We start from the raw sequence: 25,496 nt of genomic DNA on the forward strand, positions 1-25,496 counted from the left end.
ACCGGTTCCGGGTTCGGTACCCTGTGTGGCCGTGGACACAGCAGAGAAGGCACGGGCGGTCTCCGAGACCGTCGCCCTGAACCCGCTCGATCCGAAGGATCTACTCCAGACCTTCGGGCTGATCGGTGTCTGGGTGATCCTGTTCGCCGAGACCGGGCTGCTCGTCGGCTTCTTCTTCCCGGGCGACTCGCTGCTGTTCCTGGCCGGCGTCGCCGCCTCGCCGGTGGCGGACGCGATCTTCGGCGACGGCACCCGGCTCTCCCTGGTCGGGCTGCTGATCGGCGGCCCGATCTGCGCGATCGTCGGTGCGCAGCTCGGGCACTGGCTCGGCGCGCGGTACGGCCGGCGCATGTTCGAGCGCCCCAACTCGCGGCTGTTCAAGCGGGAGTACGTGGAGAAGGCCGAGCACTACTTCCGGAAGTTCGGCCCGGCCAAGGCCGTGGTGCTGGCCCGGTTCATCCCGATCGTCCGCACGTTCCTCAACCCGGTGGCCGGCGTGCTCGGCATGCCGGCGAAGCAGTTCTTCCTGTGGAACGTCGTCGGGGCGATCCTGTGGGTGGACGGCATCCTGCTGATCGGCTACCTGCTGGCCGAGCAGATCTACAACGCGATCGGCGACAAGATCGACCGGTACATCCTGCCGGTGGTCGCGCTGATCATCCTGATCTCGGTGCTGCCGATCTTCTTCGAGTTCCTCCGCGACCGGCGGGCCCGCAAGCGGGGCGAGGTCATGACGGTGATCGCCGCGGCCAGCGCGGCCGGTGCGGTGGAGGCCGTCCGGGACGCGGTCGAGCACCACCACCACGACCACCACGGTCAGGCCCCGCACGGGCAGCAGCAGTTCCCGCAGCAGCCGCCGCAGGACGGCGGTCGGTGGCCGGAGCGCGGCGAGGGCCACTGACGGAGAAGGCGTACGTCGATGGCCGGTCCCGTTTCGACGGGACCGGCCATCGTTCAAGCCGCAATCAAGTAACGAGGCGACTGCCGGTTACCCGGGCAGGCGTCACCGTCCGGTGGTGGCGCCACCCCTTGCACGCCACCCGATGCCGTCCTGAGGCGGGACGGCCGGAACGGAAAACCTCGTCAGCGGGCCTTCTTGGTGGCCCGCTTACGCGGCGGGGTCAGCAGATCCGCGATCGTGGCGATCGCGGTCGGCACCAACCTGTAGTACGCCCAGACCCCGCGCTTCTCCCGCTCCAGCAAGCCGGCCTCGGTGAGGATACGCAGGTGGTGGCTGACCGTCGGCTGGGAGAGGCCGAGCGGCGCGGTCAGGTCGCACACGCACGCTTCGCCCTCGGGGGCCGACTGGATCAGGCTGAGCAGCCGCAGCCGAGCAGGGTCGGCAAGGGCCTTGAGGACCCCCGCCAGCCGCTCGGCGTCGGCGCGTTCGATCGGCTCGCCGGCAAGCGGCGAGATCTGAGGCATGGTCATTTCAGCCAACGCAGTTCCCACGTATTCCATCCTTCCACCAGCAGCATCGATCCGCCTGCATATCAGCAAGTCCGAATCGGCAAACTTTTAGGCCACAAGGCCGAGGTCAGCCAACGTATAGGCCGCCCGATACGGCAGTCCGGCGGCTTCCACCGCGTCGCCGGCGCCACGATCAACAATAACCGCCACACCCACTACTTCGGCTCCGGCCTCGCGCAGCGCCTCTACTGCGGTCAGCACGCTGCCACCGGTCGTCGACGTGTCCTCGACCGCCAGTACCCGTCGTCCGGCCACGTCCGGCCCCTCGATGCGGCGTTGCAGACCATGAGCCTTACCCGCCTTACGGACAACGAAAGCGTCGAGCGACCGGTCGGTCGCCGACGCGGCGTGCAACATGGAGAGCGCCACCGGATCGGCGCCCAGGGTCAGGCCACCGACGGCGTCGTACTCCCAGTCGGCGGTCAGGTCGAGCAGCACCCGACCGACCAACGGAGCGGCCTGGTGATGGAGCGTGACACGTCGCAGATCGACATACCAGTCCGCCTCCCGACCGGAGGAGAGCACCACCCGCCCGTGGACCACAGCCAGGTCGATGATGAATTTACGCAGGTCGTCGTGGTCCCCCATGGCGATAGAGGGTACTGCGCAAGTCTGGGAGGTGTGTGTGGGGTCCACCCCGGTCAGCCCCACGGGCGACCGATGGTTGGCGATATTCGGCTACTCTGTGCGATCGATTAGCCGGGCCGGGTCGGCCGAACCGCCGAAGGGGACGGTCTGCCGCCGCTGCGCCGCAGGTCAGCCGGGGCGACGGTCGTCGCGGCCCCGGGTGTCCCGGGCGAACCGGCGCAGCAGCCCCCGGGGAGCGTGCCGCACCGCCGCGACGGCCAGCTTGTAACGCCGTGACGGAACGCTGACCGTGCGGCCTTTCCGCAGGTCACGCAGGGCTTCGTCGACGACCTGCTCGGCGGTCAGCCACATCAGACGGGGCGTGCCGGACATGTCGATCCCGATCCGCTCGTGCGCGCCGGTGCGGGTGTAACCAGGGCAGAGGGCCATCACGCGTACTCCACGCGGGCGGGTCGCGAGGTCGACGGACTCGCTGAAGGCCGTCACCCACGCCTTGCTCGCCGGATACGTCGATCCCGGCATCACGGGACCGAAGCCGGCGACCGAAGAGACATTTATCACTGCCCCGTCGCCCCGCCGGATCATCGGGCCGACCGCCGCGCGGGTCAACCGCAGCACCGCGTGCACGTTCAGCCCCAGCAGGCGGGACTCATCGGCCATCGAGGACCGCAGGAACGGCTGGTTGAGGCTGATCCCGGCGTTGTTGACGAGCAGGTCCACCTGCTCGTCGCCGGCCAGCCGCCGTTCCACGTCGGCGCAGCCGTCGGCGGTGGACAGGTCCGCCGGGATCACCTCGACGGGGTGGCCGTACCGGCCCGTCAGCTCGGCGGCCTTCTCCGCCAGCCGGGCGGCGTCGCGTGCCACCAGCACCAGGGCCCAGCCGTCGGCGGCGAGCCGGCGGGCGAACTCCGCGCCGATGCCCGCCGTCGCGCCGGTGACCAGCGCACGGCGCATGGCGGGGACCTGCTCTGGCGTCACGGACGATCCTCAGCGGGGCGGGTGGTGCGGGGCGGCGGTCGGTGCCGGCGCGGGGTGCCGCCGGCGGAACCAGGCGCTGGCGCTCGGCGAGACCAGCAACGCGGCTACCACAAGGTAACCGAGCGCCTGGCCGACCGAAAGCGCGGCGTTGGCCGCGAGCCAGAACTCCGGGTACGCGTCGCCGACGAGGCCCAGCAACTCGGCGGCGGACCGGTCGCCGGCGGACAGCCGCAGCGGCACGGCCCGCTGGCCGACCAGCGCGGCCACCGCGCAGCAGCCGAACAGCGCGCCCAGCCCGCAGACCACCCAGGTCGCCAGCCGGGCCCCTGGCCGGCCGGCGAGCAGCCCGGCCGCCAGGCCGACCAGCACGACGCCCACCAGCACCGTCACCACCGCCGAGGCGATCGTCGCGCCGCGCAGAAGGAGGACCGCGTCGTCGACCTCCGCCGCACCGGCCGAGGTGCCGGCCGCCGCCGACCGGAACCGCCCGACGGTGCCGCCGAGGGCGAGCAGCGCGGCGACCGCCGAGGCCACGGCACCGGCGGCCATCAGCAGCAGCACCGCCGCCGCCAGCCCGACGGCCGCGGGGCGACGGGCCGGCACCTGATCGGGGTACGACACGACGAGTCCCTCCGGTAGGCGTCCGGTTGGAACCTACTCGGAGGGACGGTCGGTGTCGCCGTTATCCGGCGCGCCCCGCCCGGCTGGTCGCGGGCGGGGCGGCATCGATGCTCAGTCCGACGACGAGGAGGACGAGCCCGAGTCCGACGAACCGCCGGACGAGGAGCCGGAGTCCGAGGAGCCGCCGGACGACCAGCCCGAGTCCGACGAGCCGCTGGAGGGCGACGGCCCCGGGTCGCCACCCTGCCCGGGCCCGGACGGGTCCGGCCGGTCGGACGGGGACGGCCCCGGCTGGTCCGGGTAGGGCGACTGGTCCGGGGTGGACGAGCTGTGGGTCCCGTGCGGGTACGTCGGGTGGCCGGGCTGGTAGCCGGGGGTGGCCGGGTAACCCGGGGTCTGCGGGTAGCCGGGCTGCTGCGGGTACGCCGGGTAGGCGGCACCCGGGACCGGCGGCTCCCAGCCCTGCTTCGGCTTGCGGAAGAACTCGTTCGCCTTCGGCAGGGCCAGCAGGATCAGCGCGGCCAGCACGGCGAGCAGGCCCGCGACCCCGAGCAGCAGGCTGACCGGGGTGTACCAGGAGGGCAGCGCCGCGGTCAGGCTGCGCTCGATCTCCTCGGCGCTCGGCGCGTCCCCGCCGGCCGACGGCCCGCCCATCGAGCCGGCCGCGCCGTTGATCATGCTGCCGCCGACGCAGCAGAGCAGGATGCCGCCGAGCACCCAGGTGGTGATGCGGCTGCCGTTGCTGCCCCGGTTGTTGAAGATCGCCAGTACGACGAGGACCAGGGCGAGGACCAGCATCAGCACGGCGCTGCCGATGGCGAAGCCGACGACGAAGGTGCCCAACCCCTCGGCCCCGCTCGCGGTGCCCGCGAACGCGTCCTCGAAGCCCTGCCGGAGCTTGCCGGCCACGGCGATCGTCGTGACGAGGTTGAGCAGCTGGAGCAGAGCGAAGAACATGAGCAGGTAACTGGAGATCGTCACGATGCCCGGACGGGCCCGCGACGGCGTGCTGTGGGTATCGACCATGACTTCTCCCTTCTAGATCACGACGTCACGGTATCGTCCGGAGTCCCGTGCCGCCCGTCAGCGGGCCCGGGACAGCCGGCGGTGCTCGGCCGTCACCACGGCGAGCAGGAACAGGTCGAAGGCCAGCGCGGCGACCGCCCCGAACTGGTTGACGGTGAAGTTGAAGATCTGCCCGAACAGCAGGTCGACCAGGATCGCCAGCTTGAACAGCCGGAACGCGCCGATCCGGTCCCGCCGCAGCCGGACGGCCGCCGCGATGCTGAGCACCGCCGTGGCCAGCGCGGACGCCGACACGCCGAGCACCGCGCCCCACTCCCGCTCCTCGTCCAACGCCCCGGTGACGCCGTCGACCGCCACCCCGACCACGGTCAGCGCCGGCTCCACCACCAGGTAGAGCACCACGAAACGGACCACCCACCGCTGGTCGGTCAGCCCGACGGCGACCCGGCGGACGCGGGCCAGCCACGGCTGCCAGAACCGGGGCGGCGGCGGTTCCCGGCGGGGCACCGCGTCGAGCAGCGCGGCCACGGCGGCCTCGGTCTCCGCGCCGGAGCCCCGGGCCAGCCGCAGCACCTGCGCCCGACGCCGGTCGGTGAGCCCGTCGATCAGGCCGCCGGCCACGGCGTCCAGGGCGTTCGCGGTCCGCTCCTCGGGGATCAGCCGGGTCCGCTCCCGGACCGCCTGCGTGATGACCACCAGCACCGCGAAGACGGCGTAGATGATGCCGGCGGCGGGGGCGTAGAAGTAGTCGGTGCGGGCCGTGACGAACTTGCCCACCTCGTCGATGAACAGGCCGAACCCGATCCCGCCGAGGATCGCGCCGGTCATCCGGGCCGCGCCGCCGAGGAAGACCAGCGCCACGCCGAGGCCGGCGGCCAGCAGCAGGCCGCCCCAGAGCACGTGCGCGATGTGCAGGCCGCCGCCGCCGAGCTGGGGATAGCCGGTGGCCCGCAGGAGCACCCGGGTCAGCAGCACGGCGGCCACCCCGGACAGCACGAACGCCTGGAGGTACGCCGCCGCGGCCAGCGCCCGGGGCGGCATCCAGTGACGACGCGACGGTCCGCGCACCATGGTCCCGACGCTAGTAGCCGCGCCACTCGACGCGGGCGTACTCCAGCACCCTGGGCCGCAGCAGCGTGGAGGCGGGCACGTCGAGCCGGCCCCGGTCGGCGGGGAAGTTCGCGGCCGACGCCAGCGTGCCGGCGGTGAGGAAGCGCAGCCGGGGGGCGTCGGCGGGCAGCGCCAGCGCGGGCGGGGCGGCACCCGGGGCGGCGAGCACGAACCCCCAGTCGCCGAAGCTGGGCACGTCGACGTGGTACGGCACGGTGGCGAAGCCGGCCTCGCGTACCGACGCCTCGATCGACCAGTACGACCGGGGCGCGAAGTACGGGGAGCCGGACTGCACGACGAGCCGCCCGCCGTCGGCGAGGACCGCCCGGACCAGCGCGTAGAACTCGACGGTGTAGAGCTTGGCGGTGGCCGTCTCGTCGGGGTCGGGCAGGTCGGCGACGACCACGTCGAACCGTTCGGTGGCGGAGCGCAGCCAGCCGAACGCGTCAACGTTGACCACCCGCACCCGGGGGTCGGCGAACGCGTCGCCGTTCAGCTCGCGCAGCTGCGGCTCGCTGCGGGCCAGCGCCACCACGGCCGGGTCGAGGTCGACGACGGTCACCCGCCGCACGTCGGGGTAGCGCAGGATCTCCCGCACCGCGAGCCCGTCGCCGGCGCCGAGCACCAGCACCTCGCCGCGCGGGCCGTTCAGCGCGGGGTGTACGAGCGCCTCGTGGTAGCGGTACTCGTCGACGGAGCTGAACTGGAGGTCGCCGTTGAGGAACAGCCGCAGGTCGGTGTCGGCGTGGCCGACCTCCCGCACCGAGCGGGTCAGCACGATCTCCTGGTAGCGGCTGCGCTCGGCGTGCACCACCGGGTCGCGGTAGAGCTGCTGCCGGGCGGTCACCTCGAAGTCGGCGGCGGTGACCCAGGCGTACCCCAAACAGAGCGCGACCACGACGGAGCCGGCGCCGACGGCGACGCGCGCCCGGCGGCTCAGCTCCGCCCGGAACACGGTGCAGACCAGCGCCACGCCGGCCACCGCGTTCACCGCGCCGACCACCAGCGCGCCCTTGAGCTGCCCGAAGACCGGGATCAGCAGGAACGGGAAGGCCAGCCCGCCGAGCAGCGCGCCGACGTAGTCGGCGGCGAACAGGTCGGCCACGGCGCTGCCGGCGGACTGCTGGCGGATGCGTTGCAGCATGACCATCAGCAGCGGGATCTCCGCGCCGATGAGCAGCCCGAGCACGAACGCGGTGCCGACCAGCGCCGGGCCGTACAGGTCGAGCCACGCGAACGCGGCGTAGAGGCCGAGCACCGACAGCCCGCCGAGCAGGGCGAGGACCAGCTCGACCACGGCGAACGCGGCGGCGGCCCGGGACTGCAACGGCTTCGCGGCGAGCGCGCCGACGCCCATCGCGAAGACCATCACGCCGAGCACGATCGACGCCTGACCGACGGCGTCGCCGATCAGGTAGCTGCCGAGCGCGACCAGGGCCAGCTCGTAGACCAGGCCGCAGGCGGCGCAGACGAAGACCGCGACCAGCACCGCCGAGCGGGCCAGCCGCCAGCGCGGCCGGGCGGCGGGGGCCTCGCCGTCGACCGCCGCCGGCACCTCGGTGGTCACGCCTTCCCCGGGGTACGCCCGGCGGGCGCCGCCGCGCGCTGCCGGCTGCGCTGCACGAACCCGACGGTGAACAGCAGCGCGGTGACCAGCAGCAGCCCGCCGGTGGCGAGCAGCCAGCCCCAGCGGTCCCGCCAGAAGTCGCTGCCGGCGTCGGGCAGCGGGGCGGCGGTCGCGCCGGGCTGCGCGGTGGGGGCGGCGGCGGGCGACACCACGCCGGTCTCGGCGAGCAGCAGCGGCAGCGCCACGGCGGCCCGGCAGACCGCCCAGCCGGGGTCGTCGACGAACACGTCGGAGTCGAGGCCGAAGCGGGCGAGGCCGGTCTCGACGGCGTACAGGTCGGCGCGGTCGATGTCGGGCGAGCCGGTCACGTTGATGGTCGCCGAGTCGCTGCTCTCGCTGCTCTCCGACGTGTAGCGGACGTCGGCGGTCACCTCGACCCAGCGCGGGCAGGCCGGGTCGTCGACCACGGGGACCCCGTCGCCGAGGTTGGAGCCGACGCTGACCGGGGTGGAGCCGTACCAGCTCTCCAGCCGCCAGCCGTAGCAGACGCCCTGGCTGCTGGCGGCCTGGGCGAGGATCGGCACGGTGTCGGCCCGCTCGTCGGCCGCCGGGGCGGGGACGGTGGTGCCGCCGGAGTCGCCGTTGACCACGCCGATGCCGATGCAGCCGCCGACGAGGACGACGGTCACCAGCGCGATGACCCAGCCGTTGGCGGCCGACGACTTCTTCGCCGCCGGCTGGCCGGGCCGCCCGCCGCCCGGGTGCTTGCCGGCGGCCATCAGCTGATCGCGGCGGCGATGATCGCGCCGGTGGCGAGGTGCACGACGGCGGACACCCACACGGCGGGGTGCGGCTCCGGGTCGACCAGCAGCTCACCGAGCCGCCCCGGGGTCACGGCGTCGAGCAGCAGGAACGCGGCGGCCATGATGACCAGGCCGACGATCCCGTACGCCGCCGCGCCGACGAGGCCGAGCACGAAGTCGTCCTCGCTGGCGACGATCGCGGCGACCACGATGGTGCCGACGCCGAGCAGGTTGGACGACAGCAGCAGGGCGGCGTTGCGGTTGCGCTCGGTCCAGATCAGCTCGTGCAGCTTGCCGGGGGTGGCCACGTCGACCAGCCCGTAGCCGATGCCCATCAGGACGACGCCGACCACGCCGTAGGCGAGGGTGACCAGCAGATCGGTGACGAGGTTCTGCAAGGGGGACACTCCAGGGTGAGGGGCGTTCGTCGGGCTACTTGCCGGCGCCGGGGCCGCCGCCCCGGACGGTGCTGCCGCGTCCCCAGCCCCAGTGCGACCCGACGGTCGAGTGGTAACGGGGGTAGGCGGTGGTGAGGCGTTCGAGCAGGATCACCGAGCCGGCGGCGATCGGCAGGATCACCACCGAGTCGTCGTCGTAGCGCAGGTAGACGCCGCTGCCGTCGACGTACTGGTCGGCCGGCTGCCAGGCGTCGGTGACCTCCTTGGCGACCTGGCTGGGCGTCTTCGTCGAGGTGTACGCCACGGCGTCCCGGCCGATGTCGCGGCTGGCCGCCCGGTTGTACCGGTCCTGCACGTAGCCGCGCGGGGAGAAGTTGCCGTAGAAGATCGCGAAGGCGGCGAGCAGCGCGCCGACCACGGCGACCGCCGCTCCCACCACGAACCAGCGTCGGTACGTCACAGCGCCACCTCCGTTCGCGACTGCGGGGCTCGCAGACCCGGCTCACTCCTCGCGCTCACAAGGGCCACCACCGTCTCGGTCAGGACCAGCTCGTTGGTCTGGGGGTACGCGTGCCAGGTGCGCCAGCCGACCGCCCCGTCCGGCGGGTCGGTGCGCACGGCGAGGGCGGTCACCGCGTCGGCGTCGCCGGGGAACACCCCGACCAGCGCGTACGGGTCGCCGGCCAGCTCGGCGCGGAGCGCGGCGACCCGGGTGCTCAGCTCCGCCCCGGCCGGGCGCAGCACGGTGGCGGTGAACCGGTAGCCGTTCGCCTCGTCCAGCCGGGTGGCGGGCAGTTCGGGCGGGCGGCCGGGAAGGCAGGCGACGGTTTCGGTCAGCTCGGTGCCGGCCGCGCGCAACACCACCTGGTGGGACGCGCCGAGCAGCCGCAGCCGCAGCCGGATCCCGCCGGGCAGGTCGAGGTCGAGCACGTGCAGCGCGGGGCGTTCGCCGTCGCCGAGGGCGAGGCTGAGGTCGGCGGCGCTGGTGTCGACGTACGGGGCGTCGAGGGTGACCAGCACGGGTCAGCTCACCTTCCCCGGCCCGGACTGCGGGTAGATCATCACGTCGGAGCGGTGCAGCTCGTCGCCCCGCGCCACCTCCCAGGCGGCGTTGCCGTACGCCTCGAAGGAGAGCCGCAGCTTCCCCGGGCCCCGGTAGTCGTGGTAGCGCATCGCGCCGGACGGGTCGAGGCCCGTGCTGCCGGTGGCGGTGAACCGCGCGTGCCCGGCCTCCTTGCTGACGTACCGGTGACCGTCGAGGTCGATGCTCGGCGCGCCCGGGGTGATGGTGAGCGCCGGATCGGTCGTCCAGAGCACCATGATCACATCGGGGTCCTCCTCGACGGAGAGCCAGAGCTGGCCACCGGCCGCGTCGTCGAGCAGGTGCTCCGACCAGGTCCAGCTGCCCTCCCTGAGCAGCACCGAGCCGCGCACCCCGTACGAGGTGCCGCGGATCTCGACGATGTCGCCGGGGCTCAGCCGGCGCGGGTCGCCCCGCAGCGCGTCGGCGTCGCGGTCCCGGAACGGGTCCACCGGGCCGGGCCGCCCGCCCGTGCGCCTACGGGAACGTTGCATCGCCACCACGGCGATGACGACACCGGCCACCGCGATGAGGCAGCCCGCCGCCGTCACCAGATACGCCACCGAACCGTTCAACCCGATCGCCTCCCCCAGTCGCGTCGGCGGAGACGGTAACAACCCCGCGCACGTGGCGAAACCCGAGCGGAGTTGAGTGACGACTCAGTTACGAACCGTCCTCGGGCCGGTTGAGCTGCGTGTTCGCGTACTCACCCAGCTTGGTCCGGCCCATGATGCAGCCGGCGAAGGTGACGAACTCGGCCTCGGAGCCGCGCAGCGCCTCCCAGGCGGCGCGGGCGGCGGCCGGGTCGACCCGCCCCAGCAGGGTCGCCGCGTACGCCCGGCCGGCCGGCGAGCCGTGCGCCAGCAGCCAGTCGACCTTCCGCCGGGCCCGCTCCGGGTGCGCGTCGAGCTGCCGCTCGACCTCGAAGTACGCCTCGGTCTCCGGCAGCACCGTGCCGGCGAAGCCGACCCCGCCGAAGGCGAGGGTGTCGGTGCCCGCCAGCTCCCGCACGGCCGCATCGAGCCGATCGCCCATCCTCAACCCCCTTGAAAGGAGGGGCCCCCTGTTAACGCAAAACGTTGTACAGGGGGCCCCTATTAACATCCACGCCAGCGGGTCAGGCCGCGGCGACCGTCAGCCCGTCCTTGCCGTCGGCCAGGTCGACCTGGACCGTGTCGCCGTCGCGGATCGCGCCGGAGAGCAGCGCCCGGGCGAGCTGGTCGCCGATGGCCGACTGCACCAGCCGGCGCAGCGGGCGGGCACCGTAGATCGGGTCGTACCCGTGCTCGGCGAGCCACCCCCGGGCGGCCTCGCTGACGTCCAGGGTCAGCCGGCGGTCGGCGAGTCGCTTCCGCATCCGGTCGAGCTGGATGTCGACGATGGCCCGCAGGTCGTCGCCCAGCAGCGCGGCGAAGACCACGATGTCGTCGAGCCGGTTGAGGAACTCCGGCTTGAAGTGCGACCGGACCACCGCGAGGACGCCCTCCCGGCGCTGCTCCTCGGCCAACGTCAGGTCGCTGATAACCGACGACCCGAGGTTGGAGGTGAGGATCAGGATCGCGTTGCGGAAGTCCACCGTGCGCCCCTGGCCGTCGGTGAGCCGACCGTCGTCGAGCACCTGGAGCAGCACGTCGAAGACGTCGGGGTGGGCCTTCTCGACCTCGTCGAGCAGGATCACCGAGTACGGCCGGCGGCGCACCGCCTCGGTGAGCTGGCCGCCCTCCTCGTAGCCGACGTAGCCGGGCGGGGCACCGACGAGCCGGGCGACGGAGTGCTTCTCGCCGTACTCGCTCATGTCGATGCGGACCATGGCCCGCTCGTCGTCGAAGAGGAACTCGGCGAGCGCCTTGGCCAGCTCGGTCTTGCCGACGCCGGTCGGGCCGAGGAAGAGGAAGCTGCCGGTGGGGCGGTCCGGGTCGGCGACGCCGGCCCGGGCGCGGCGCACCGCGTCGGAGACGGCCGAGACGGCCTCGGCCTGGCCGACCACGCGCGCGCCCAGCGACTCCTCCATCCGCAGCAGCTTGGCGGTCTCGCCTTCGAGGAGCCGGCCGGCGGGGATGCCCGTCCAGGAGGCGACCACGGCGGCGATGTCGTCCGCGCCGACCTCCTCCTTGAGCATCGCGCCGTCGGCCTGGAGCCGGGCCAGCTCCTCCTCGGCCTTCGCCAGGTCGGCCTTGAGTGCGGGGATGCGCCCGTAGCGCAGCTCGGCGGCCCGCTCCAGCTCGCCGTCGCGCTCGGCCCGCTCGGCCTCGCCGCCGAGCCGCTCCAGCTCCTCCTTGGCGGTGGAGAGCTTGGTGATGTGGCTCTTCTCCGTCTGCCAGCGCTCGGAGAGGGCGGTGAGCTGCTCGCGCTTGTCGGCCAGCTCCTTGCGCAGCCGGTCGAGGCGCTCGGCGGAGGCGGCGTCGGGCTCCTTGGCCAGCGCCATCTCCTCGATCTCCAGCCGGCGCACGGCCCGCTCGATCTCGTCGACCTCGACCGGCCGGGAGTCGATCTCCATGCGCAGCCGGGACGCCGACTCGTCGACCAGGTCGATCGCCTTGTCCGGCAGGAACCGGTCGGTGATGTAGCGGTCGGAGAGGGCGGCGGCGGCGACCAGCGCGGCGTCGGTGATGCGTACGCCGTGGTGCACCTCGTAGCGCTCCTTGAGCCCGCGCAGGATGCCGATGGTGTCCTCGATGGTCGGCTCGCCGACCAGCACCGGCTGGAAGCGGCGCTCCAGGGCCGGGTCCTTCTCGATGTGCTCGCGGTATTCGTCGAGGGTGGTCGCGCCGACCATCCGCAGTTCGCCGCGCGCGAGCATCGGCTTGAGCATGTTGCCGGCGTCCATCGAGCCCTCGCCCTTGCCCGCGCCGACGACGGTGTGCAGCTCGTCGAGGAAGGTGATGACCTGGCCGTTGGAGTTCTTGATCTCCTCCAGCACGGACTTGAGGCGCTCCTCGAACTGGCCCCGGTATTGTGCGCCGGCCACCATCGCGCCGAGGTCGAGGGAGACCAGCTTCTTGTCGCGCAGCGACTCGGGCACGTCGCCGGCCACGATCCGCTGGGCGAGGCCCTCGACGATCGCGGTCTTGCCGACGCCGGGCTCGCCGATCAGCACCGGGTTGTTCTTGGTACGCCGGGACAGCACCTGGATGACGCGGCGGATCTCGGAGTCCCGGCCGATCACGGGGTCGATCTTGCCGTCGCGGGCGCTGGCGGTCAGGTCGACGCCGTACTTGGCCAGGGCCTGGTAGGTCTGCTCCGGGTCGGCGGTGGTGACCCGCCGGTCCCCGCCCCGGACGGTCGGGAACGCGGCGACCAGACTCTCCTCGGTCGCGCCGGCGTTGCGCAGCGCGGTGGCGACCGCGCCGCCCACCCGGGCCAGGCCGGCGAGCAGGTGCTCGGTCGAGGTGTATTCGTCGCCGAGCGGCCGGGCGATCTGCTCGGCGGCGCCGATGGCGTTGACGAACTCGCGGGCCAGCGTGGGCTCGGCGATGCTGGAGCCCCGGGCGGCCGGCAGGGCGTCGACGGCGCGCTGGGCGGCCCGGCGCAGCTCGGCGGGGTCGGCCCCGGCGGCGCGCAGCAGGCCGGCGGCGGTCGACCCCTCGGTGTCCAGCAGCGACAGCAGCAGGTGCCAGGGCTCCACGGTGGCGTGACCGCGCTGGTTCGCCAGCGCGACGGCACCGGTGATGGTTTCGCGGCTCTTGGTGGTGAGACGTTCCGTGTTCATGGGCTCCCCCGGATCGGCGTGTCCACTAGGAAGGACACAACCAGAGTTGAGCCTATTCCGCTCAACCTTGCGACTGTGACCTGCGTCACTCAAGAGTCGGCCGGGCGGCGGGCGCGGGACGGCGCGGCCGGTCAGGCCGGGGCCAGCACCACGCGCACCCAGCGGCGGTTGCCGACCGGCCCGGTGGCCAGCAACACCTCGTCGGGGGCACGGCCCACCAGCGTGCCGTCGGCCAGCAGGGTCAGGTAGTGCTTGGGGGCGACCGGCCAGTCGAGCCGGTCGTACCGTCCGTCGGCCACCACGCCCGCGCCGTCCGGGCCGTTGACGGCGAACCGGCCGGTGGTCAGCGGCACCACGGAGTCCGCCCGCGCGGGATGCCCCGCGGCGGGCACCGCCACCCACCGGCCCAGATACCGCCAGAGCGCCGGGAAGCCGCTCCGGTCCGGCGGCCAGCCGACCAGCCGCGCCTCGCCGTCCGGCCCGACCATCGGCCGCACCACCCCGACCTCGCCGTCGGGCGCCGGCACGGGGGTCGGCTGCCAGGTGCGCCCCCGGTCCGTCGAGACCGCCGCGTACGGCTTCCCGCCGTCGACGCCGGCCACCACCAGCAGGCCGCGGGCCTCGACGACGCCGTGCGGCGCCGGCACGGGCGGCTTGGCGGGCAGGGGTGTCGCCCGCAGCCCCGCCCAGCGGACCACCCGACCGGTGGGGTAGTCGATCTGGAACCGGCCCTGGGCGGCCCGCCAGGCGACGGGCTCCTGGTCCCCGTTCGTGTGCGCGAAGGTGCGCCCGCCGTCGGTCGAGGTGTACCGGCCGTGCGGCTCGGCGAGCAGCATCAGCACGCCGGGGACGGCGTAGAGCTGCGGGTTCTCGGCAACGACGCGGGGGAGGACGAGCCGCCGCCAGGACCGGCCGCCGTCGACTGTGGCGTAGAGCACCGCGGGGCAGTCCCGCTCCGCAGGGCAGCTGGCGAAGAGGGCGTACGCCTGCTCGGCGGTGACGAACTCGACGTACGGGCGCTCGTACCCCTTGCCGACCGGGACCCGGACGTCGCGCAACTCGACGGCGGGGGCCGGGGGCGACGGCGACGGCTCGATCACGGTCGGTCGGGGCGACGGCGCGGTGCGGTCCGGCGGCGGGCGACGGACGTCGCCGATCGAACAGCCGGTCAGCAGGGGCGCGAGCAGCAGCGCGACCATTCTGCGGCCGAACCGACGAGTCATCGGCCTACCCCCCAACCGGTAGCCTGACGCCGTGCGAGTACGTGTCGAACAGACTGCCCTACCCGGGATCGGAATGCGTCACGACCTGTTGACGGAATCCGGACGCCGGCTCGGTGTGGTTTCCCACCGCAATGGCCGCCGTGACCTTGTCCTCTATGACCCCGATGATCCCGATTCCTGCCAGCACGACATACCGCTGACAGACGACGAGGCGGAGGCGCTCGCGGACATCCTCGGCGCGTCGCTGATGCTCGGCCAGCTCTCCGGGCTGCGCGAGCAGGCGGCCGGGCTGCTCACCGAGCAGATCGCCATCCCTGCCGGCTCCAAGTACGTCCACCGGCGGCTCGGCGACACGAAGGCCCGCACCCGGACCAGCGCCTCGATCGTCGCGGTGCTGCGCCAGGGCGAGGTGATCGTCTCGCCCGACCCGGCCTTCCGCTTCGACGCCGGTGACGTGGTGGTCGTGGTCGGCACCCGCAAGGGGCTCGACGGCGTGACCGCCATCCTCGCCGACAGCGACCCGGACGGCTGAGGCGCGGATGCACGAGGAAACCACAATATTGCTCATCGAGGTCGGTGCGCTGCTGTTCCTGCTCGGGCTGCTGGGGCGGCTCGGGCGGCGGATCGGCCTCTCCCCCATTCCCCTCTACCTGCTCGCCGGGCTCGTCTTCGGCCACGGCGGCGTGCTGCCGCTGACCGCCAGCGAGGAGTTCTTCGCCGTCGGCGCGGAGATCGGCGTGATCCTGCTGCTGGTCATGCTCGGCCTGGAATACTCGGCCGGCGAACTCGTCGGCAACCTGCGCTCGGCGGCTCCCGCCGGCCTGATCGACGGCGTGTTCAACGCGCTGCCCGGCGCGGCCTTCGCCTTCCTGCTCGGCTGGGACTGGGTGGCCGCGATCGTGCTGGCCGGCATCACCTGGGTCTCCTCCTCCGGCGTGATCGCCAAGGTGCTGGCCGACCTGGGCCGGCTCGGTAACCGGGAGACCCCGGTGGTCCTGTCGGTGCTGGTCATCGAGGACCTGGCGATGGCGCTCTACCTGCCGCTGCTCACCGCCGTGCTGGCCGGCACCGGCCTGCTCGGCGGCGGCATCGCGCTCGGCGTCGCCGTCGGCACCGTCGTGCTGGTGCTGGTGGTGGCGATCCGGTACGGCCACCTGATCTCCTCCGCCCTGTCGGCGAAGGACCCGGAGGCGCTGCTGCTCGGCGTGCTCGGGCTCACCCTGCTGGTCGCCGGCATCGCGGCGAAGCTCCAGGTGTCGGCGGCGGTCGGCGCGTTCCTCGTCGGCATCGCGCTGTCCGGCCCCGTGGCGCACCACGCCACCGAGATGCTCTCCCCGCTGCGGGACCTGTTCGCCGCGGTGTTCTTCGTCTTCTTCGGCCTGGTCACCGACCCCCGGGACATCCCGCCCGTGCTGCTGCCGGCGCTCGCGCTGGCCGTGGTCACGATGGGGACGAAGACGCTGACCGGATACCTGGCCGCCCGGCGGGTGGGGATCAAGGAACCCGGCCGGTGGCGGGCCGGGCTGGCCCTCGTGCCGCGCGGCGAGTTCTCCATCGTCATCGCCGGGCTCGCCGTGGCCGCCGGCAGCGTCGAGCCGAAGCTGGCCGCGTTGGCCACGGCGTACGTGCTGATCACGGTGGTGACCGGGCCGATGCTGGCACGGCTGCCCGACTTCGCCTGGTTCAAGGTGTGGCTGCGCCAGCGGGCCGTCGCCCAACGCGCCGAGCCGCTGGTCACCACCGACTGAGCCGACGCTCAGTTTCGCCCGCCGGGGCGGGGTCGGCCGTACGGCCGGCCCCGCCCCGCGTCCATCGGATGCCGAATTGTGCTGGGAGCCCCTTCCCCCTGGTCGGCGGACCGGGTTACCGTTTCGCCCCAGCAGCAAGGGTCCGTGGGAGGCCGGTCGGTCGCCCTCGGGCGCGAGCGGAAGGTTGGCCGGTGAGCGTGCAGGACTCGACGTTCCACGGCTTCGCCAACCCCGTCGACCCGTCCCCGGCGGAGTTGCGGGCGTGGGCGTACCACCCCGATTCGGTGCCGTTGACGTCGATGCCGCCGGACTGGGACCTGCTGGTCTCCGGGGACCACCTGGTGCAGACGCTCTTCGAGTTGGCGATGGACCCGGCCTGCCCGGCCCGCCGGTTCGCGCTGCACTGCCTCTACATCTATGCCGCCGACGGCATCCGGACGAACTTCCGCGCCCACCCGAAGCGCCGCTTCCGCAAGCTGGTCGAGCAGTCGGAGCGGACCGGCGACGAGATGATGCGGACGTGGGCGCACAACAGCCGCGTGCTGCTGGCGCGCCCCCACCTGTTCGTCTACCGGGACTGGTGCGAGGGCGGCCTGGTCCGCGAGAACCGCCGCATCGGCTGACGCCGGGGCCGCCTCAGGCGGCCGTCCCGCCGCGCCCCTCGCCGCGCTGGTCCCGCCCGCCGCGCGCGTCCCGCGCATCCTGCCCGGAGCGCCGGTCGGCCTGCCCGGAGCCCTGGTCGGCCCGGCCCCGGTCGGTGCCGTGGTCGCCCCGGTCGGCGAACCGGCCCTCCCGGACCTTATCCGTGAACCGGCCCTCGGTGATCTTGTCGAACCGCTGCCGGGCGGACTTGGCGACCCGGTCGAGCCGCTCCTCCGCCTGCTGCGCCACCTTCTTGGCCTGTTCCGACATGGCTCCCCCTCGCCAGCGCGGTGGGCCCGGATCGTGCGGGCCGGCCTGATTCGCAGGTTAGTGGAGCCGGCCCGGCCCGCGCCGGGGTTCCGGGAAGCGGACCGGGCCGACGATGCTCCGGCGGGGTGAGCGGCGGGTCAGCGGTCGCGCCGGGGACGCCAGACCACCAGGGCGGTGGAGGTGCGGTTGGTCGGCACCAGGTCGCTGCCCGGGAACCGGGCGAGGGACTCCAGCTCCGCCACCCGCCGGTACGCGGCGTCCAGCTCGGCCTCCAGCCGCGCGATCCGCTGCTGGGCCTGCTCCAGCAGGCGTTCCAGGCCGATGATCCGCTTGACCCCGGCGAGGTTGACCCCCTCGTCCTGGCTGAGCCGCTGCACCTCGCGCAGCAGCACCACGTCCCGGACGCTGTAGCGGCGCCCGCCGCCGGCCGCCCGGCCGGCCTGCACCAGGCCGAGCCGGTCGTACTGGCGCAGGGTCTGGGGGTGCATCCCCGCCATCCGCGCCGCGACCGAGATCATCAGCACCTTGGCCTCGTAGGCAGGGTCACCCGAGCCGACGTGCTCTCCCGCCATCCCCGCTCACCTCCGCACACACTCCAGCAGGCTCAACTGAACCGACGCACCCGGGCGTCGAGATGTTCCCGGGCGGCCGGCGGGGTCTGCTCGGCGAACGCCTCCAGCGCCGCCCGCGCCTCGTCGGACACCCCGGCCGGGACCACCACGTCGAGGGTGACCAGGAGGTCACCGGCCTTTCCGTCGCGGCGCACGACGCCCTTGCCCCGGGCGCGCAGCACCCGGCCGCTGGGCGTGCCCGGCGGGACCCGCAGGGTCACCGTGCCGTCGAGCGTGGGCACCCGCAGGTCCGTGCCGAGCACGGCCTCCGGGAAGGTGATCGGCACGGTCAGGGTCAGGTCGTCCCCGGTACGCCCGAACAACTCGTCCGGCCGCACCTTCACGTGCACGTACAGGTCACCGGCCGGGCCGCCGCGCTCGCCCGGCTCGCCGCGCCCGTTCAGCCGGATCCGCTGGCCGTCGGCCACCCCGGCGGGGAAGCGGACGTTCAGCGTGCGGGTCTTGGTGACCCCGCCGGTGCCGTGGCACTCCGGGCACTTCTCCTCGACGACCGTCCCCACGCCCTGGCAGTTGCGGCACGGCTCGGAGAAGCTGAACGACCCCTGGTTGCGGTTGGTCACCCCGGCACCGTGGCAGACCTGGCAGGTCACCGGCGAGGTGCCCGGCTTCGCCCCGCTGCCGGCGCACGTGTCGCAGATCCCCGGCGCGCGCAGGGTCAGCGGGAGGGTGACCCCGCGTACCGCGTCGCCGAAGTCGAGCGCCACCTCGGTCTCGATGTCCCGGCCCTTCGCCGGGCCGCGCGCGCGGGCCGGGCCGCCGGCACCGCCGCCACCGGAGAAGATCGAGCTGAACAGGTCCTGGAAGCCGGCCCCGCCGAAGCGCCGGTCACCGCCGCCCGCCGCGCCGCCGAACAGGTCGGACACGTCGAACGGCTGCCCGCCGGGGCCGCCCGGCCCTCGGGCGTTGCGCCGGAACTGACCCGAGCCGAACAGCGAGCGCATCTCGTCGTACTCGCGGCGCTTGGCCTCGTCGCCGAGCACCGCGTACGCCTCGGAGACGGCCTTGAACCGCTCCTCGGCACCGGAGTCGCCCGGGTTGTGGTCCGGGTGCGACTCCCGGGCCAGTTTCCGGTACGACTTCTTGATCTCGTCCGAGGAGGCGGACTTCTGCACGCCCAGCGTGGCGTAGTAGTCCTTCTCGATCCAGTCCTTGGTACTCACCGGTCCACCCCCTTCCACGGGACGTACCCCGGACGTCCCGTCCGCCCGGTGCGGACGGACGGGACGACACGGGTCGGCACTACTCCGGGTCGGCGACCGCGACCATGGCCGGCCGCAGCAGCCGCTCGCCGAGCTGGTAGCCCCGGCGCATGACCTGCACGCAGGTCGGCTCGGTCACGTCGGCGGACCTCTGGTGGGCCACCGCCTCGTGCCGGGTCGGGTCGAACGGGTCGCCCTGCTCGCCGAACGCCGACAGGCCGAACTTGCCCAGCGCGGTGGTGAGCTGCTCGGCGACGGTGCCGAACGGGCCCACCAGGTCGCCGTGCTCGCGGGCGCGGTCCAGGTCGTCGAGGATCGGCAGCAGTGCGGCGAGCACCGAACCGGTCGCCTGCTCCTGGACGAGGCTGCGGTCCCGGTCCACCCGCTTGCGGTAGTTGGCGTACTCCGCCGTCACCCGTTGCAGGTCTCGGGTCCGCTCGTCCAGCTCGGCCCGCAGCGCCTCCAGCTCCGCGCCGAGCGGCGGGCCGGCGGGCGGCGCAGCGCCCTCGACCGGCTGGGCCGGGGCGTCGACGACGGGCGGCCCGTCCACCGACGCGGCCTCGACCTCGATCTCGTCGACCACGATCTCGGCGTCCTCGACCAGGCCCTCCGCCGGGGTGTCGGCCCCGGCGTCGGCCGCGGCGGGCACCTCGGACTTACTGATCTTGCGGTTGTCACGGATGACGACCCGCGGCTGCTCTTCGGCGGTCGCGGAGCCACCCGGCGTCGACCCGGACTCCACCGGGTCGGCGGCTCGTGGCTTCTCCGTCATGCGGTTACCTCATCCCTTGGCCGTCGATACGTGTCCGAGGCGGATCGTCACTTCTTGTCCTCGTCCACGATCTCCGCGTCGACCACGTCGTCGGCGCCGCCGGCCTTGGCGCCACCGGTCGCGCCGGCACCCGGGCCGGCCGCCCCCGGCTGCTCGCCCTGCTCGGCCTGCTGGGACGCGTAGAGCAGCGAGCCGGCCTGCTGGGAGACCTGCGCGAGCTTCTCGTGGGCCGCCTTGATCTTGTCGATGTCCTGGCCGCCGAGCGCGCCGCGCAGCTCGCCGAGCGCCTCGTTGAGCTGCTCCCGGTTCTCGCCCGGCAGCTTGTCGCCGCTCTCGGCGAGGAACTTCTCGGTCTGCCACTGGAGCGCCTCGGCGACGTTGCGGGTCTCCGCCTCCTCGCGGCGGCGCTTGTCGTCGTCGGCGTGCTCCTCGGCGTCGCGGCGCATCCGCTCGATGTCGTCCTTCGGCAGCGAGGAGCCGCCGGTGATCGTCATCTTCTGCTCCTTGCCGGTGCCCAGGTCCTTCGCGTGCACGTTCACGATGCCGTTGGCGTCGATGTCGAACGTGACCTCGATCTGCGGCACGCCGCGCGGCGCGGGCGGGAGGCCGGTCAGCTCGAAGGTGCCGAGCTTCTTGTTGTAGGCCGCGATCTCCCGCTCGCCCTGGAACACCTGGATCAGCACCGACGGCTGGTTGTCGTCGGCCGTGGTGAAGACCTCGGAGCGCTTGGTCGGGATGGTGGTGTTGCGCTCGATGAGCTTGGTGAAGATGCCGCCCTTGGTCTCGATGCCCAGGCTCAGCGGGGTCACGTCGAGCAGCAGGACGTCCTTGACCTCGCCCTTGAGCACGCCGGCCTGCAGGGCCGCGCCGACGGCGACGACCTCGTCGGGGTTGACGCCCTTGTTCGGGTCCCGGCCGGTGAGCTGCTTGACCAGGTCGGTGACGGCCGGCATCCGGGTGGAGCCGCCGACGAGGATGACGTGGTCGACGTCGGCGACCTTGATCCCGGCGTCCTTGACGGCCTGCTCGAACGGGCCCTTGCAGCGGTCCAGCAGGTCCTGCGTCATCCGCTGGAACTCGGCGCGGCTGAGCGTCACGTCCAGGTGCAGCGGGCCGGCGGAGCCGGCCGTGATGTACGGCAGGTTGATGTTGGTGGTGGTGGCCGCCGACAGCTCGATCTTGGCCTTCTCGGCCGCCTCGCGCAGCCGCTGGAGGGCCATCTTGTCCTGGGCCAGGTCGATGCCGTGCTCGCCCCGGAAGGTCTTCACCAGGTGGTCGATGATCCGCTGGTCCCAGTCGTCGCCGCCGAGCTGGTTGTCGCCGCTGGTCGACTTGACCTCGACGACGCCCTCGGCCAGCTCCAGCAGCGACACGTCGAAGGTGCCGCCGCCGAGGTCGAAGACCAGGACGGTCTGCTCCTTGGAGCCCTTGTCCAGCCCGTACGCCAGGGCCGCCGCGGTCGGCTCGTTCACGATCCGCAGCACGTTGAAGCCGGCGATCTCGCCGGCCTCCTTGGTGGCCTGACGCTGGCCGTCGTTGAAGTAGGCCGGGACGGTGATCACCGCGTCGGTGATCTGCTCGCCCAGGTACGCCTCCGCGTCCCGCTTGAGCTTCATCAGCGTCCGGGCCGAGATCTCCTGCGGGGTGTACTTCTTGCCGTCGATGTCGACGGTCCAGTTGGTGCCGATCTCCCGCTTGACCGACCGGATGGTCCGGTCCGGGTTCGTCACCGCCTGGCGCTTGGCGACCTCGCCGACGAGGACCTCCCCGTTGCGGGCGAACGCGACGATCGACGGGGTCGTCCGCGAGCCCTCAGCGTTCGCGATGACGGTGGGCTCACCGCCCTCGAGAACGCTGACGCAGGAGTTCGTCGTGCCGAGGTCGATACCGACCGCACGTGCCATCTTCGCTTCCTCGCTTCTTACGTTGGAGGCTTCTCGCGTCGGAGCAGGTGGCGGGGGTTGTCCCGCCGCTCGCTCGCCACAAGTTGAGTGAACTTGACTCAATAGTGCCACGGGTACGGCGATCGTCAAGTCGAGTTGAGCCGACCCGACGCAACCTCGCGTTCGGGGGAGCCCGGTTGTCTTACCTTGCGTTGGTCGGGCACGCTTTAGCGGTGACGACGCACGGCGATCCCGCCATCGGAACCGGTTCGCCCGCCGTCGCCGCCCGTACCGGCACGGGGGATGCCGGGGAGGACCCGTCCGGCCCTTCCGGGGACGACCTGCCCGCCGCGCTCACCGCCCTGCGGGCCGCGATCGGCGCGGCCCGGTTTCCGCTCGCCCTGCCCTCGGCCGAGGCAGCCCGACAGATCGGCGCGAGCCTCACCGCGCAGCTCGACGACTATCTCCTGCCCCGGCTCGCCCGGCTCGACGCGCCGCTGCTCGTGGTCGTCGGCGGCTCCACCGGGGCCGGCAAGTCGACGCTGGTCAACAGCCTCGTCCAGGCCCGGGTCAGCGCCGCCGGGGTGCTCCGGCCGACCACCCGCTCCCCGGTGCTCGTCTGCAACCCCGCCGACTCCGGGTGGTTCCGCCAGGGCGAGCTGCTGCCCGGCCTCACCCGCACCAACGAGCCGAGCGAGGATCCGGGCACCCTCCAGCTCGTCACCGCCCCGGCGCTCCCCGCCGGGCTGGCCTTCCTCGACGCCCCCGACATCGACTCCGTGGTCGACGCCAACCGCGCGCTCGCCGGCCAGCTCCTCGCCGCCGCCGACCTCTGGCTCTTCGTCACCACCGCCGCCCGCTACGCCGACGCGGTCCCCTGGGAGCTGCTGCACACCGCCCGGGCCCGGGGGGTGGTGATCGCCATGGTGCTCGACCGGGTGCCGGCGGAGGCCACCGACGAGGTCGCCGCCCACCTGGCCGAGATGCTCGCCGAGCAGGGCCTCGGCGCGGCACCCCTGTTCGTCCTCCCGGAGACCTGGGTCGACGGCCAGGGCCTGCTGCCCGACAAGGTCACCGACCCGTTGGGGAGCTGGTTCTCCCGGCTCGCCGCCGACGCCGGGGCGCGCGCCGCCGTCGTCCGGCAGACCCTCGACGGCGCGCTGGCCGCGCTGGTCCCGGCCGTCGCGGGCCTGGCCGACGCCGCCGACGAGCAGGGGGCCGCCGCCGACGCCCTCGACGACCGGGTCGTCGCCGCCTACCAGGGGGCCGAACGCGTCGTGGAGCAGGGGCTGCGCGACGGCCGGCTGCTGCGCGGCGAGGTGCTCGCCCGCTGGCAGGAGTTCGTCGGCACCGGTGAGTTCTTCCGCACCCTGGAGGCGCGGATCGGCCGGCTGCGGGACCGGCTCCTGGCGGCGGTGACCGGCCGGCCCGCCCCCGCCACCGAGCTGCGCGACGCCATCGAGTCGCAGCTCGTCACGCTGCTGCGCGGGGTCGCCGCCGAGGCGGCCGAGAACGCCTACACCGGGTGGCGGGCACACCCCGCCGGGGCGGCCCTGCTCGACCCGCCGCTCGCCCACCCGGGCACCGACTTCCCCGACCGCGCCGAACGCCTGGTCCGCGACTGGCAGCGCGGGGTGCTGGAGCTGGTCCGGTCCGAGGGCGCCGACCGGCGGTTCGTCGCCCGCACCGCCGCGTACGCGGTCAACGCCACCGGGCTGGCCGTGATGATCGCCGTGTTCGCCTCGACCGCGTTCATCCCGACCGGGCTGGAGGTCGCCACGGGGGCCGGCACCACGGTCGCCGGGCAGGCCGTACTCCAGGCGATCTTCGGCGACCAGGCCGTGCGTACGCTGGCCGCGAAGGCCCGGGGCGACCTGCTCGCGCGGGTCCGCGAGCTGCTCGACACCGAAGCCACCCGGTTCCTGTCCCGCACGGCGACCGCCCGGCCGGCGGCGGACGCCGGAGACGCCCTGCGGACGGCGGCCGAGCAGGTCGAGCAGGCCCGGCACCGCAGCGGCCTCATGGCGGCCGGCGCGGCGGCCCTGCCCCCGGCCCTGGCCCCGGAAGGCGGAGCGCGGTGACCCCGAACCTCGTCGGCCGGGTGCGCGAGGCGCTGCGCGGCGACCAGCGGGTCGACCCGGACGCGCTGATCGCCCGCCTGGCGGCCGTCCGGCGGTTCCTCGAAGCGGCCGACGGCCAGCTCCCGGACACCCAGCTCGTGCCCGCGCACACCCTCGTCGAACGGGCCGGCACGCGGCTCGCGCTCTCCCGCGACCACACCGTCGTCGCCCTCGCCGGTGCCACCGGCAGCGGCAAGTCGAGCCTGTTCAACGCGCTCGCCCGGTTCGAGTTGTCCCCGGTCGGGGTGCGCCGCCCCACCACCGGCGTGGCGCACGCCTGCGTCTGGGGCCCGCTCGACGGCGCGACCCGGCTGCTCGACTGGACCGGCGTGCTGCCCCGGCACCGGTTCGTCCGGGAGAGCGCGCTCGACGGCGACGACGAGTCGGCCCTGCACGGGCTCGTCCTGCTCGACCTGCCCGACTTCGACTCGGTGCAGCGGTCGCACCGGCTGGAGGTCGACCGGCTGCTCGGCCTGGTCGACCTGGTGATCTGGGTCGTCGACCCGCAGAAGTACGCCGACCGGGTGGTCCACACCAGCTACCTGCGCGAGTTCCACCGGCACCGGGACGTGACACTGGTCGTGCTCAACCAGGCCGACCGGCTGCCCCCGGCCGAGCTGCCCCGCGTCCTGGCCGACCTGCGCCGGCTCCTCGACGCCGACGAGCTGGGCGGGGTGCCGCTGCTGACCACCACCGCCGTCGACCCGAACGGGATCACCGAGCTGCGGGCCACGCTGGAGCGCACCGTCGCCGAGCGGCAGGCCGCCCTGCGCCGCCTCGCCGGCGACGTCGACACGGTCGTCGCCGGGCTGGCGGAACTGGTCGCCGCCGAGCCCCCGACCGACGTGCCGGACACCGGCCCCTCCTCGGGGCTGACCCGGGCGCTGGCCGGCGCGGCCGGGGTGCCGGCGGTGGCGGAGGCGGTCGAGGGGGCCTACCGGCACCGGGCCGCCGCGAGCACCGGCTGGCCGCTGGTGCGCGGCTGGCGGCGGCTGCGCCCCGACCCGCTGCGCCGGCTGCACCTGCCCGGCCCGCCCACCGGCGGCGGCGACGCCGGTGAGCCGGCGGAAAGCCCGGTCGCCGCGACCTCCGTACCCGAACCGAGCGCCGCGCAGCGCTCGGCGCTGGGGCTGGCCGTGCGGGCGGTGGCCGACCGCGCCGGCACCGACCTGCCCGACCCGTGGGCGACCGCCGTGACCACGGCCGCCCGGTCCCGGCTCGGTGACCTCCCGGACGCCCTGGACCGCGCGGTGGCGCAGACCGACCTCGGGCTGGACCACCGGCCCGCCTGGTGGCGGATCGTCGGCGGGATGCAGTGGCTGGTCACCCTCGCGGCCGTGGCCGGCCTCGGCTGGCTCGCGCTCGGCTACGCGCTGCGCGCGCTCGGCCTGCCCGCCCTGGACTATCCGCGCGTCGGTGAGGCACCGCTGCCCACCGTGCTGCTGCTCGGCGGCCTGCTCGCCGGGCTGTTGGTGGCCGCGTCGACCAGGCCCGTGGTGCGGTGGGCGGCCCGCCGGGCGCGCGGCCGGGCCGAGAAGCGGCTCACCCTCGCCGTCGGCGCGGTCGGGCAGGAGCACGTGGTGGAGCCGGTGCGGGCGGTGCTGGCCCGCCACGGGCAGGCATGGCAGGCGCTGCGGGACGCCGCCCGCCGCTGAC

The 25,496-nt window shown here is 73.7% G+C and carries 26 protein-coding genes; 6 read left to right on the forward strand and 20 right to left on the reverse strand.

What is annotated here, in order from left to right; genetic code table 11:
• The first annotated feature begins 25 nt into the window (after window positions 1–25).
• Entirely contained in the window at window positions 26–901 is an 876-nt protein-coding gene (locus tag ACVMYR_RS03610) for a DedA family protein (protein WP_091282610.1), read from the forward strand.
• Between the two features lie 182 nt (window positions 902–1,083).
• Here the strand turns inward: ACVMYR_RS03610 and ACVMYR_RS03615 are convergent, their stop codons facing one another.
• From ACVMYR_RS03615 to ACVMYR_RS03685, 15 genes are all read right to left on the reverse strand, one after another.
• The gene (locus ACVMYR_RS03615) at window positions 1,084–1,461 is read right to left on the reverse strand and encodes an ArsR/SmtB family transcription factor (protein ID WP_007073957.1); all 378 of its coding nucleotides are present in this window, start codon (window positions 1,459–1,461) and stop codon (window positions 1,084–1,086) included.
• Window positions 1,462–1,518: 57 nt separating this feature from the next.
• On the reverse strand, window positions 1,519–2,058 hold the full coding sequence (gene pyrE, locus ACVMYR_RS03620) for an orotate phosphoribosyltransferase (RefSeq protein ID WP_043963685.1): 540 nt from the start codon (window positions 2,056–2,058) through the stop codon (window positions 1,519–1,521).
• A 168-nt stretch (window positions 2,059–2,226) separates the two neighbouring features.
• Window positions 2,227–3,012 carry an SDR family NAD(P)-dependent oxidoreductase gene (locus ACVMYR_RS03625; RefSeq protein WP_043961155.1) on the reverse strand — a complete coding sequence of 262 codons (786 nt, stop codon included), beginning with the start codon at window positions 3,010–3,012 and terminating at the stop codon, window positions 2,227–2,229.
• A gap of 33 nt (window positions 3,013–3,045) precedes the next feature.
• Window positions 3,046–3,657: a hypothetical protein gene (locus ACVMYR_RS03630; protein ID WP_396789265.1), complete on the reverse strand. Its 612-nt coding sequence runs from the start codon at window positions 3,655–3,657 to the stop codon at window positions 3,046–3,048.
• A gap of 111 nt (window positions 3,658–3,768) precedes the next feature.
• Window positions 3,769–4,683 (reverse strand): hypothetical protein, encoded by a 915-nt coding sequence (locus ACVMYR_RS03635; RefSeq protein WP_077935475.1) that lies wholly within the window; start codon window positions 4,681–4,683, stop codon window positions 3,769–3,771.
• A 57-nt stretch (window positions 4,684–4,740) separates the two neighbouring features.
• Window positions 4,741–5,724, reverse strand: coding sequence for a hypothetical protein (locus tag ACVMYR_RS03640; protein WP_077935474.1), 984 nt, complete (start codon window positions 5,722–5,724; stop codon window positions 4,741–4,743).
• A gap of 40 nt (window positions 5,725–5,764) precedes the next feature.
• Window positions 5,765–7,360, reverse strand: coding sequence for a polyamine aminopropyltransferase (locus ACVMYR_RS03645; RefSeq protein ID WP_396789264.1), 1,596 nt, complete (start codon window positions 7,358–7,360; stop codon window positions 5,765–5,767).
• Window positions 7,357–8,139 (reverse strand): hypothetical protein, encoded by a 783-nt coding sequence (locus ACVMYR_RS03650; RefSeq protein WP_396789263.1) that lies wholly within the window; start codon window positions 8,137–8,139, stop codon window positions 7,357–7,359. The genes ACVMYR_RS03645 and ACVMYR_RS03650 overlap by 4 nt, the downstream gene beginning before the upstream one ends.
• The gene (locus ACVMYR_RS03655; RefSeq protein ID WP_043961148.1) at window positions 8,139–8,561 is read right to left on the reverse strand and encodes a DUF350 domain-containing protein; all 423 of its coding nucleotides are present in this window, start codon (window positions 8,559–8,561) and stop codon (window positions 8,139–8,141) included. The genes ACVMYR_RS03650 and ACVMYR_RS03655 overlap by 1 nt, the downstream gene beginning before the upstream one ends.
• 34 nt (window positions 8,562–8,595) lie before the next feature.
• Entirely contained in the window at window positions 8,596–9,021 is a 426-nt protein-coding gene (locus tag ACVMYR_RS03660; RefSeq protein WP_091282625.1) for a DUF4247 domain-containing protein, read from the reverse strand.
• Window positions 9,018–9,581, reverse strand: a complete 564-nt coding sequence (locus ACVMYR_RS03665; protein ID WP_043961145.1) for a DUF2617 family protein — start codon at window positions 9,579–9,581, stop codon at window positions 9,018–9,020. Before ACVMYR_RS03665 ends, ACVMYR_RS03660 begins: the two co-directional genes overlap by 4 nt.
• A 3-nt stretch (window positions 9,582–9,584) precedes the next feature.
• Complete coding sequence (locus ACVMYR_RS03670) at window positions 9,585–10,217, reverse strand: DUF4178 domain-containing protein (protein ID WP_077935472.1); 633 nt, start codon at window positions 10,215–10,217, stop codon at window positions 9,585–9,587.
• 88 nt (window positions 10,218–10,305) lie between these two features.
• On the reverse strand, window positions 10,306–10,677 hold the full coding sequence (locus ACVMYR_RS03675) for a hypothetical protein (RefSeq protein ID WP_353900007.1): 372 nt from the start codon (window positions 10,675–10,677) through the stop codon (window positions 10,306–10,308).
• 82 nt (window positions 10,678–10,759) lie between these two features.
• A complete protein-coding gene (clpB, locus tag ACVMYR_RS03680; RefSeq protein WP_074475631.1) occupies window positions 10,760–13,351 on the reverse strand; it encodes an ATP-dependent chaperone ClpB in 2,592 nt (863 codons plus the stop codon).
• 131 nt (window positions 13,352–13,482) lie between these two features.
• The gene (locus ACVMYR_RS03685; RefSeq protein WP_457121103.1) at window positions 13,483–14,574 is read right to left on the reverse strand and encodes a WD40/YVTN/BNR-like repeat-containing protein; all 1,092 of its coding nucleotides are present in this window, start codon (window positions 14,572–14,574) and stop codon (window positions 13,483–13,485) included.
• A 31-nt stretch (window positions 14,575–14,605) separates the two neighbouring features.
• Here ACVMYR_RS03685 and ACVMYR_RS03690 point away from each other — a divergent pair, with 31 nt between their 5' ends.
• The 3 genes from ACVMYR_RS03690 to ACVMYR_RS03700 all read left to right on the forward strand — a co-directional run bounded on the left by ACVMYR_RS03690 (window position 14,606) and on the right by ACVMYR_RS03700 (window position 16,945).
• Complete coding sequence (locus ACVMYR_RS03690) at window positions 14,606–15,106, forward strand: cation:proton antiporter regulatory subunit (protein WP_043961139.1); 501 nt, start codon at window positions 14,606–14,608, stop codon at window positions 15,104–15,106.
• Between the two features lie 7 nt (window positions 15,107–15,113).
• A complete protein-coding gene (locus tag ACVMYR_RS03695; RefSeq protein ID WP_043961138.1) occupies window positions 15,114–16,322 on the forward strand; it encodes a cation:proton antiporter in 1,209 nt (402 codons plus the stop codon).
• A gap of 191 nt (window positions 16,323–16,513) precedes the next feature.
• Complete coding sequence (locus tag ACVMYR_RS03700; RefSeq protein WP_074475634.1) at window positions 16,514–16,945, forward strand: hypothetical protein; 432 nt, start codon at window positions 16,514–16,516, stop codon at window positions 16,943–16,945.
• Window positions 16,946–16,958: 13 nt separating this feature from the next.
• Here the strand turns inward: ACVMYR_RS03700 and ACVMYR_RS03705 are convergent, their stop codons facing one another.
• From ACVMYR_RS03705 to dnaK, 5 genes are all read right to left on the reverse strand, one after another.
• The gene (locus ACVMYR_RS03705) at window positions 16,959–17,234 is read right to left on the reverse strand and encodes a hypothetical protein (RefSeq protein ID WP_077935469.1); all 276 of its coding nucleotides are present in this window, start codon (window positions 17,232–17,234) and stop codon (window positions 16,959–16,961) included.
• A gap of 137 nt (window positions 17,235–17,371) precedes the next feature.
• Window positions 17,372–17,806, reverse strand: coding sequence for a heat shock protein transcriptional repressor HspR (locus tag ACVMYR_RS03710; RefSeq protein ID WP_043961133.1), 435 nt, complete (start codon window positions 17,804–17,806; stop codon window positions 17,372–17,374).
• 32 nt (window positions 17,807–17,838) lie between these two features.
• The gene (gene dnaJ / locus ACVMYR_RS03715; RefSeq protein ID WP_043961132.1) at window positions 17,839–19,026 is read right to left on the reverse strand and encodes a molecular chaperone DnaJ; all 1,188 of its coding nucleotides are present in this window, start codon (window positions 19,024–19,026) and stop codon (window positions 17,839–17,841) included.
• A 79-nt stretch (window positions 19,027–19,105) separates the two neighbouring features.
• Complete coding sequence (gene grpE, locus ACVMYR_RS03720) at window positions 19,106–19,837, reverse strand: nucleotide exchange factor GrpE (protein WP_077935468.1); 732 nt, start codon at window positions 19,835–19,837, stop codon at window positions 19,106–19,108.
• A gap of 47 nt (window positions 19,838–19,884) precedes the next feature.
• Entirely contained in the window at window positions 19,885–21,741 is a 1,857-nt protein-coding gene (gene dnaK / locus ACVMYR_RS03725) for a molecular chaperone DnaK (RefSeq protein WP_077935467.1), read from the reverse strand.
• A 212-nt stretch (window positions 21,742–21,953) separates the two neighbouring features.
• Here dnaK and ACVMYR_RS03730 point away from each other — a divergent pair, with 212 nt between their 5' ends.
• Both ACVMYR_RS03730 and ACVMYR_RS03735 read left to right on the forward strand, forming a co-directional pair.
• Window positions 21,954–23,801, forward strand: a complete 1,848-nt coding sequence (locus tag ACVMYR_RS03730; protein WP_457121104.1) for an ABC transporter — start codon at window positions 21,954–21,956, stop codon at window positions 23,799–23,801.
• Window positions 23,798–25,495, forward strand: coding sequence for a GTPase (locus tag ACVMYR_RS03735; RefSeq protein WP_396789259.1), 1,698 nt, complete (start codon window positions 23,798–23,800; stop codon window positions 25,493–25,495). The genes ACVMYR_RS03730 and ACVMYR_RS03735 overlap by 4 nt, the downstream gene beginning before the upstream one ends.
• The last annotated feature ends 1 nt before the right edge of the window (window position 25,496 follow it).

The organism is Micromonospora sp. PTRAS2 (assembly GCF_054052245.1).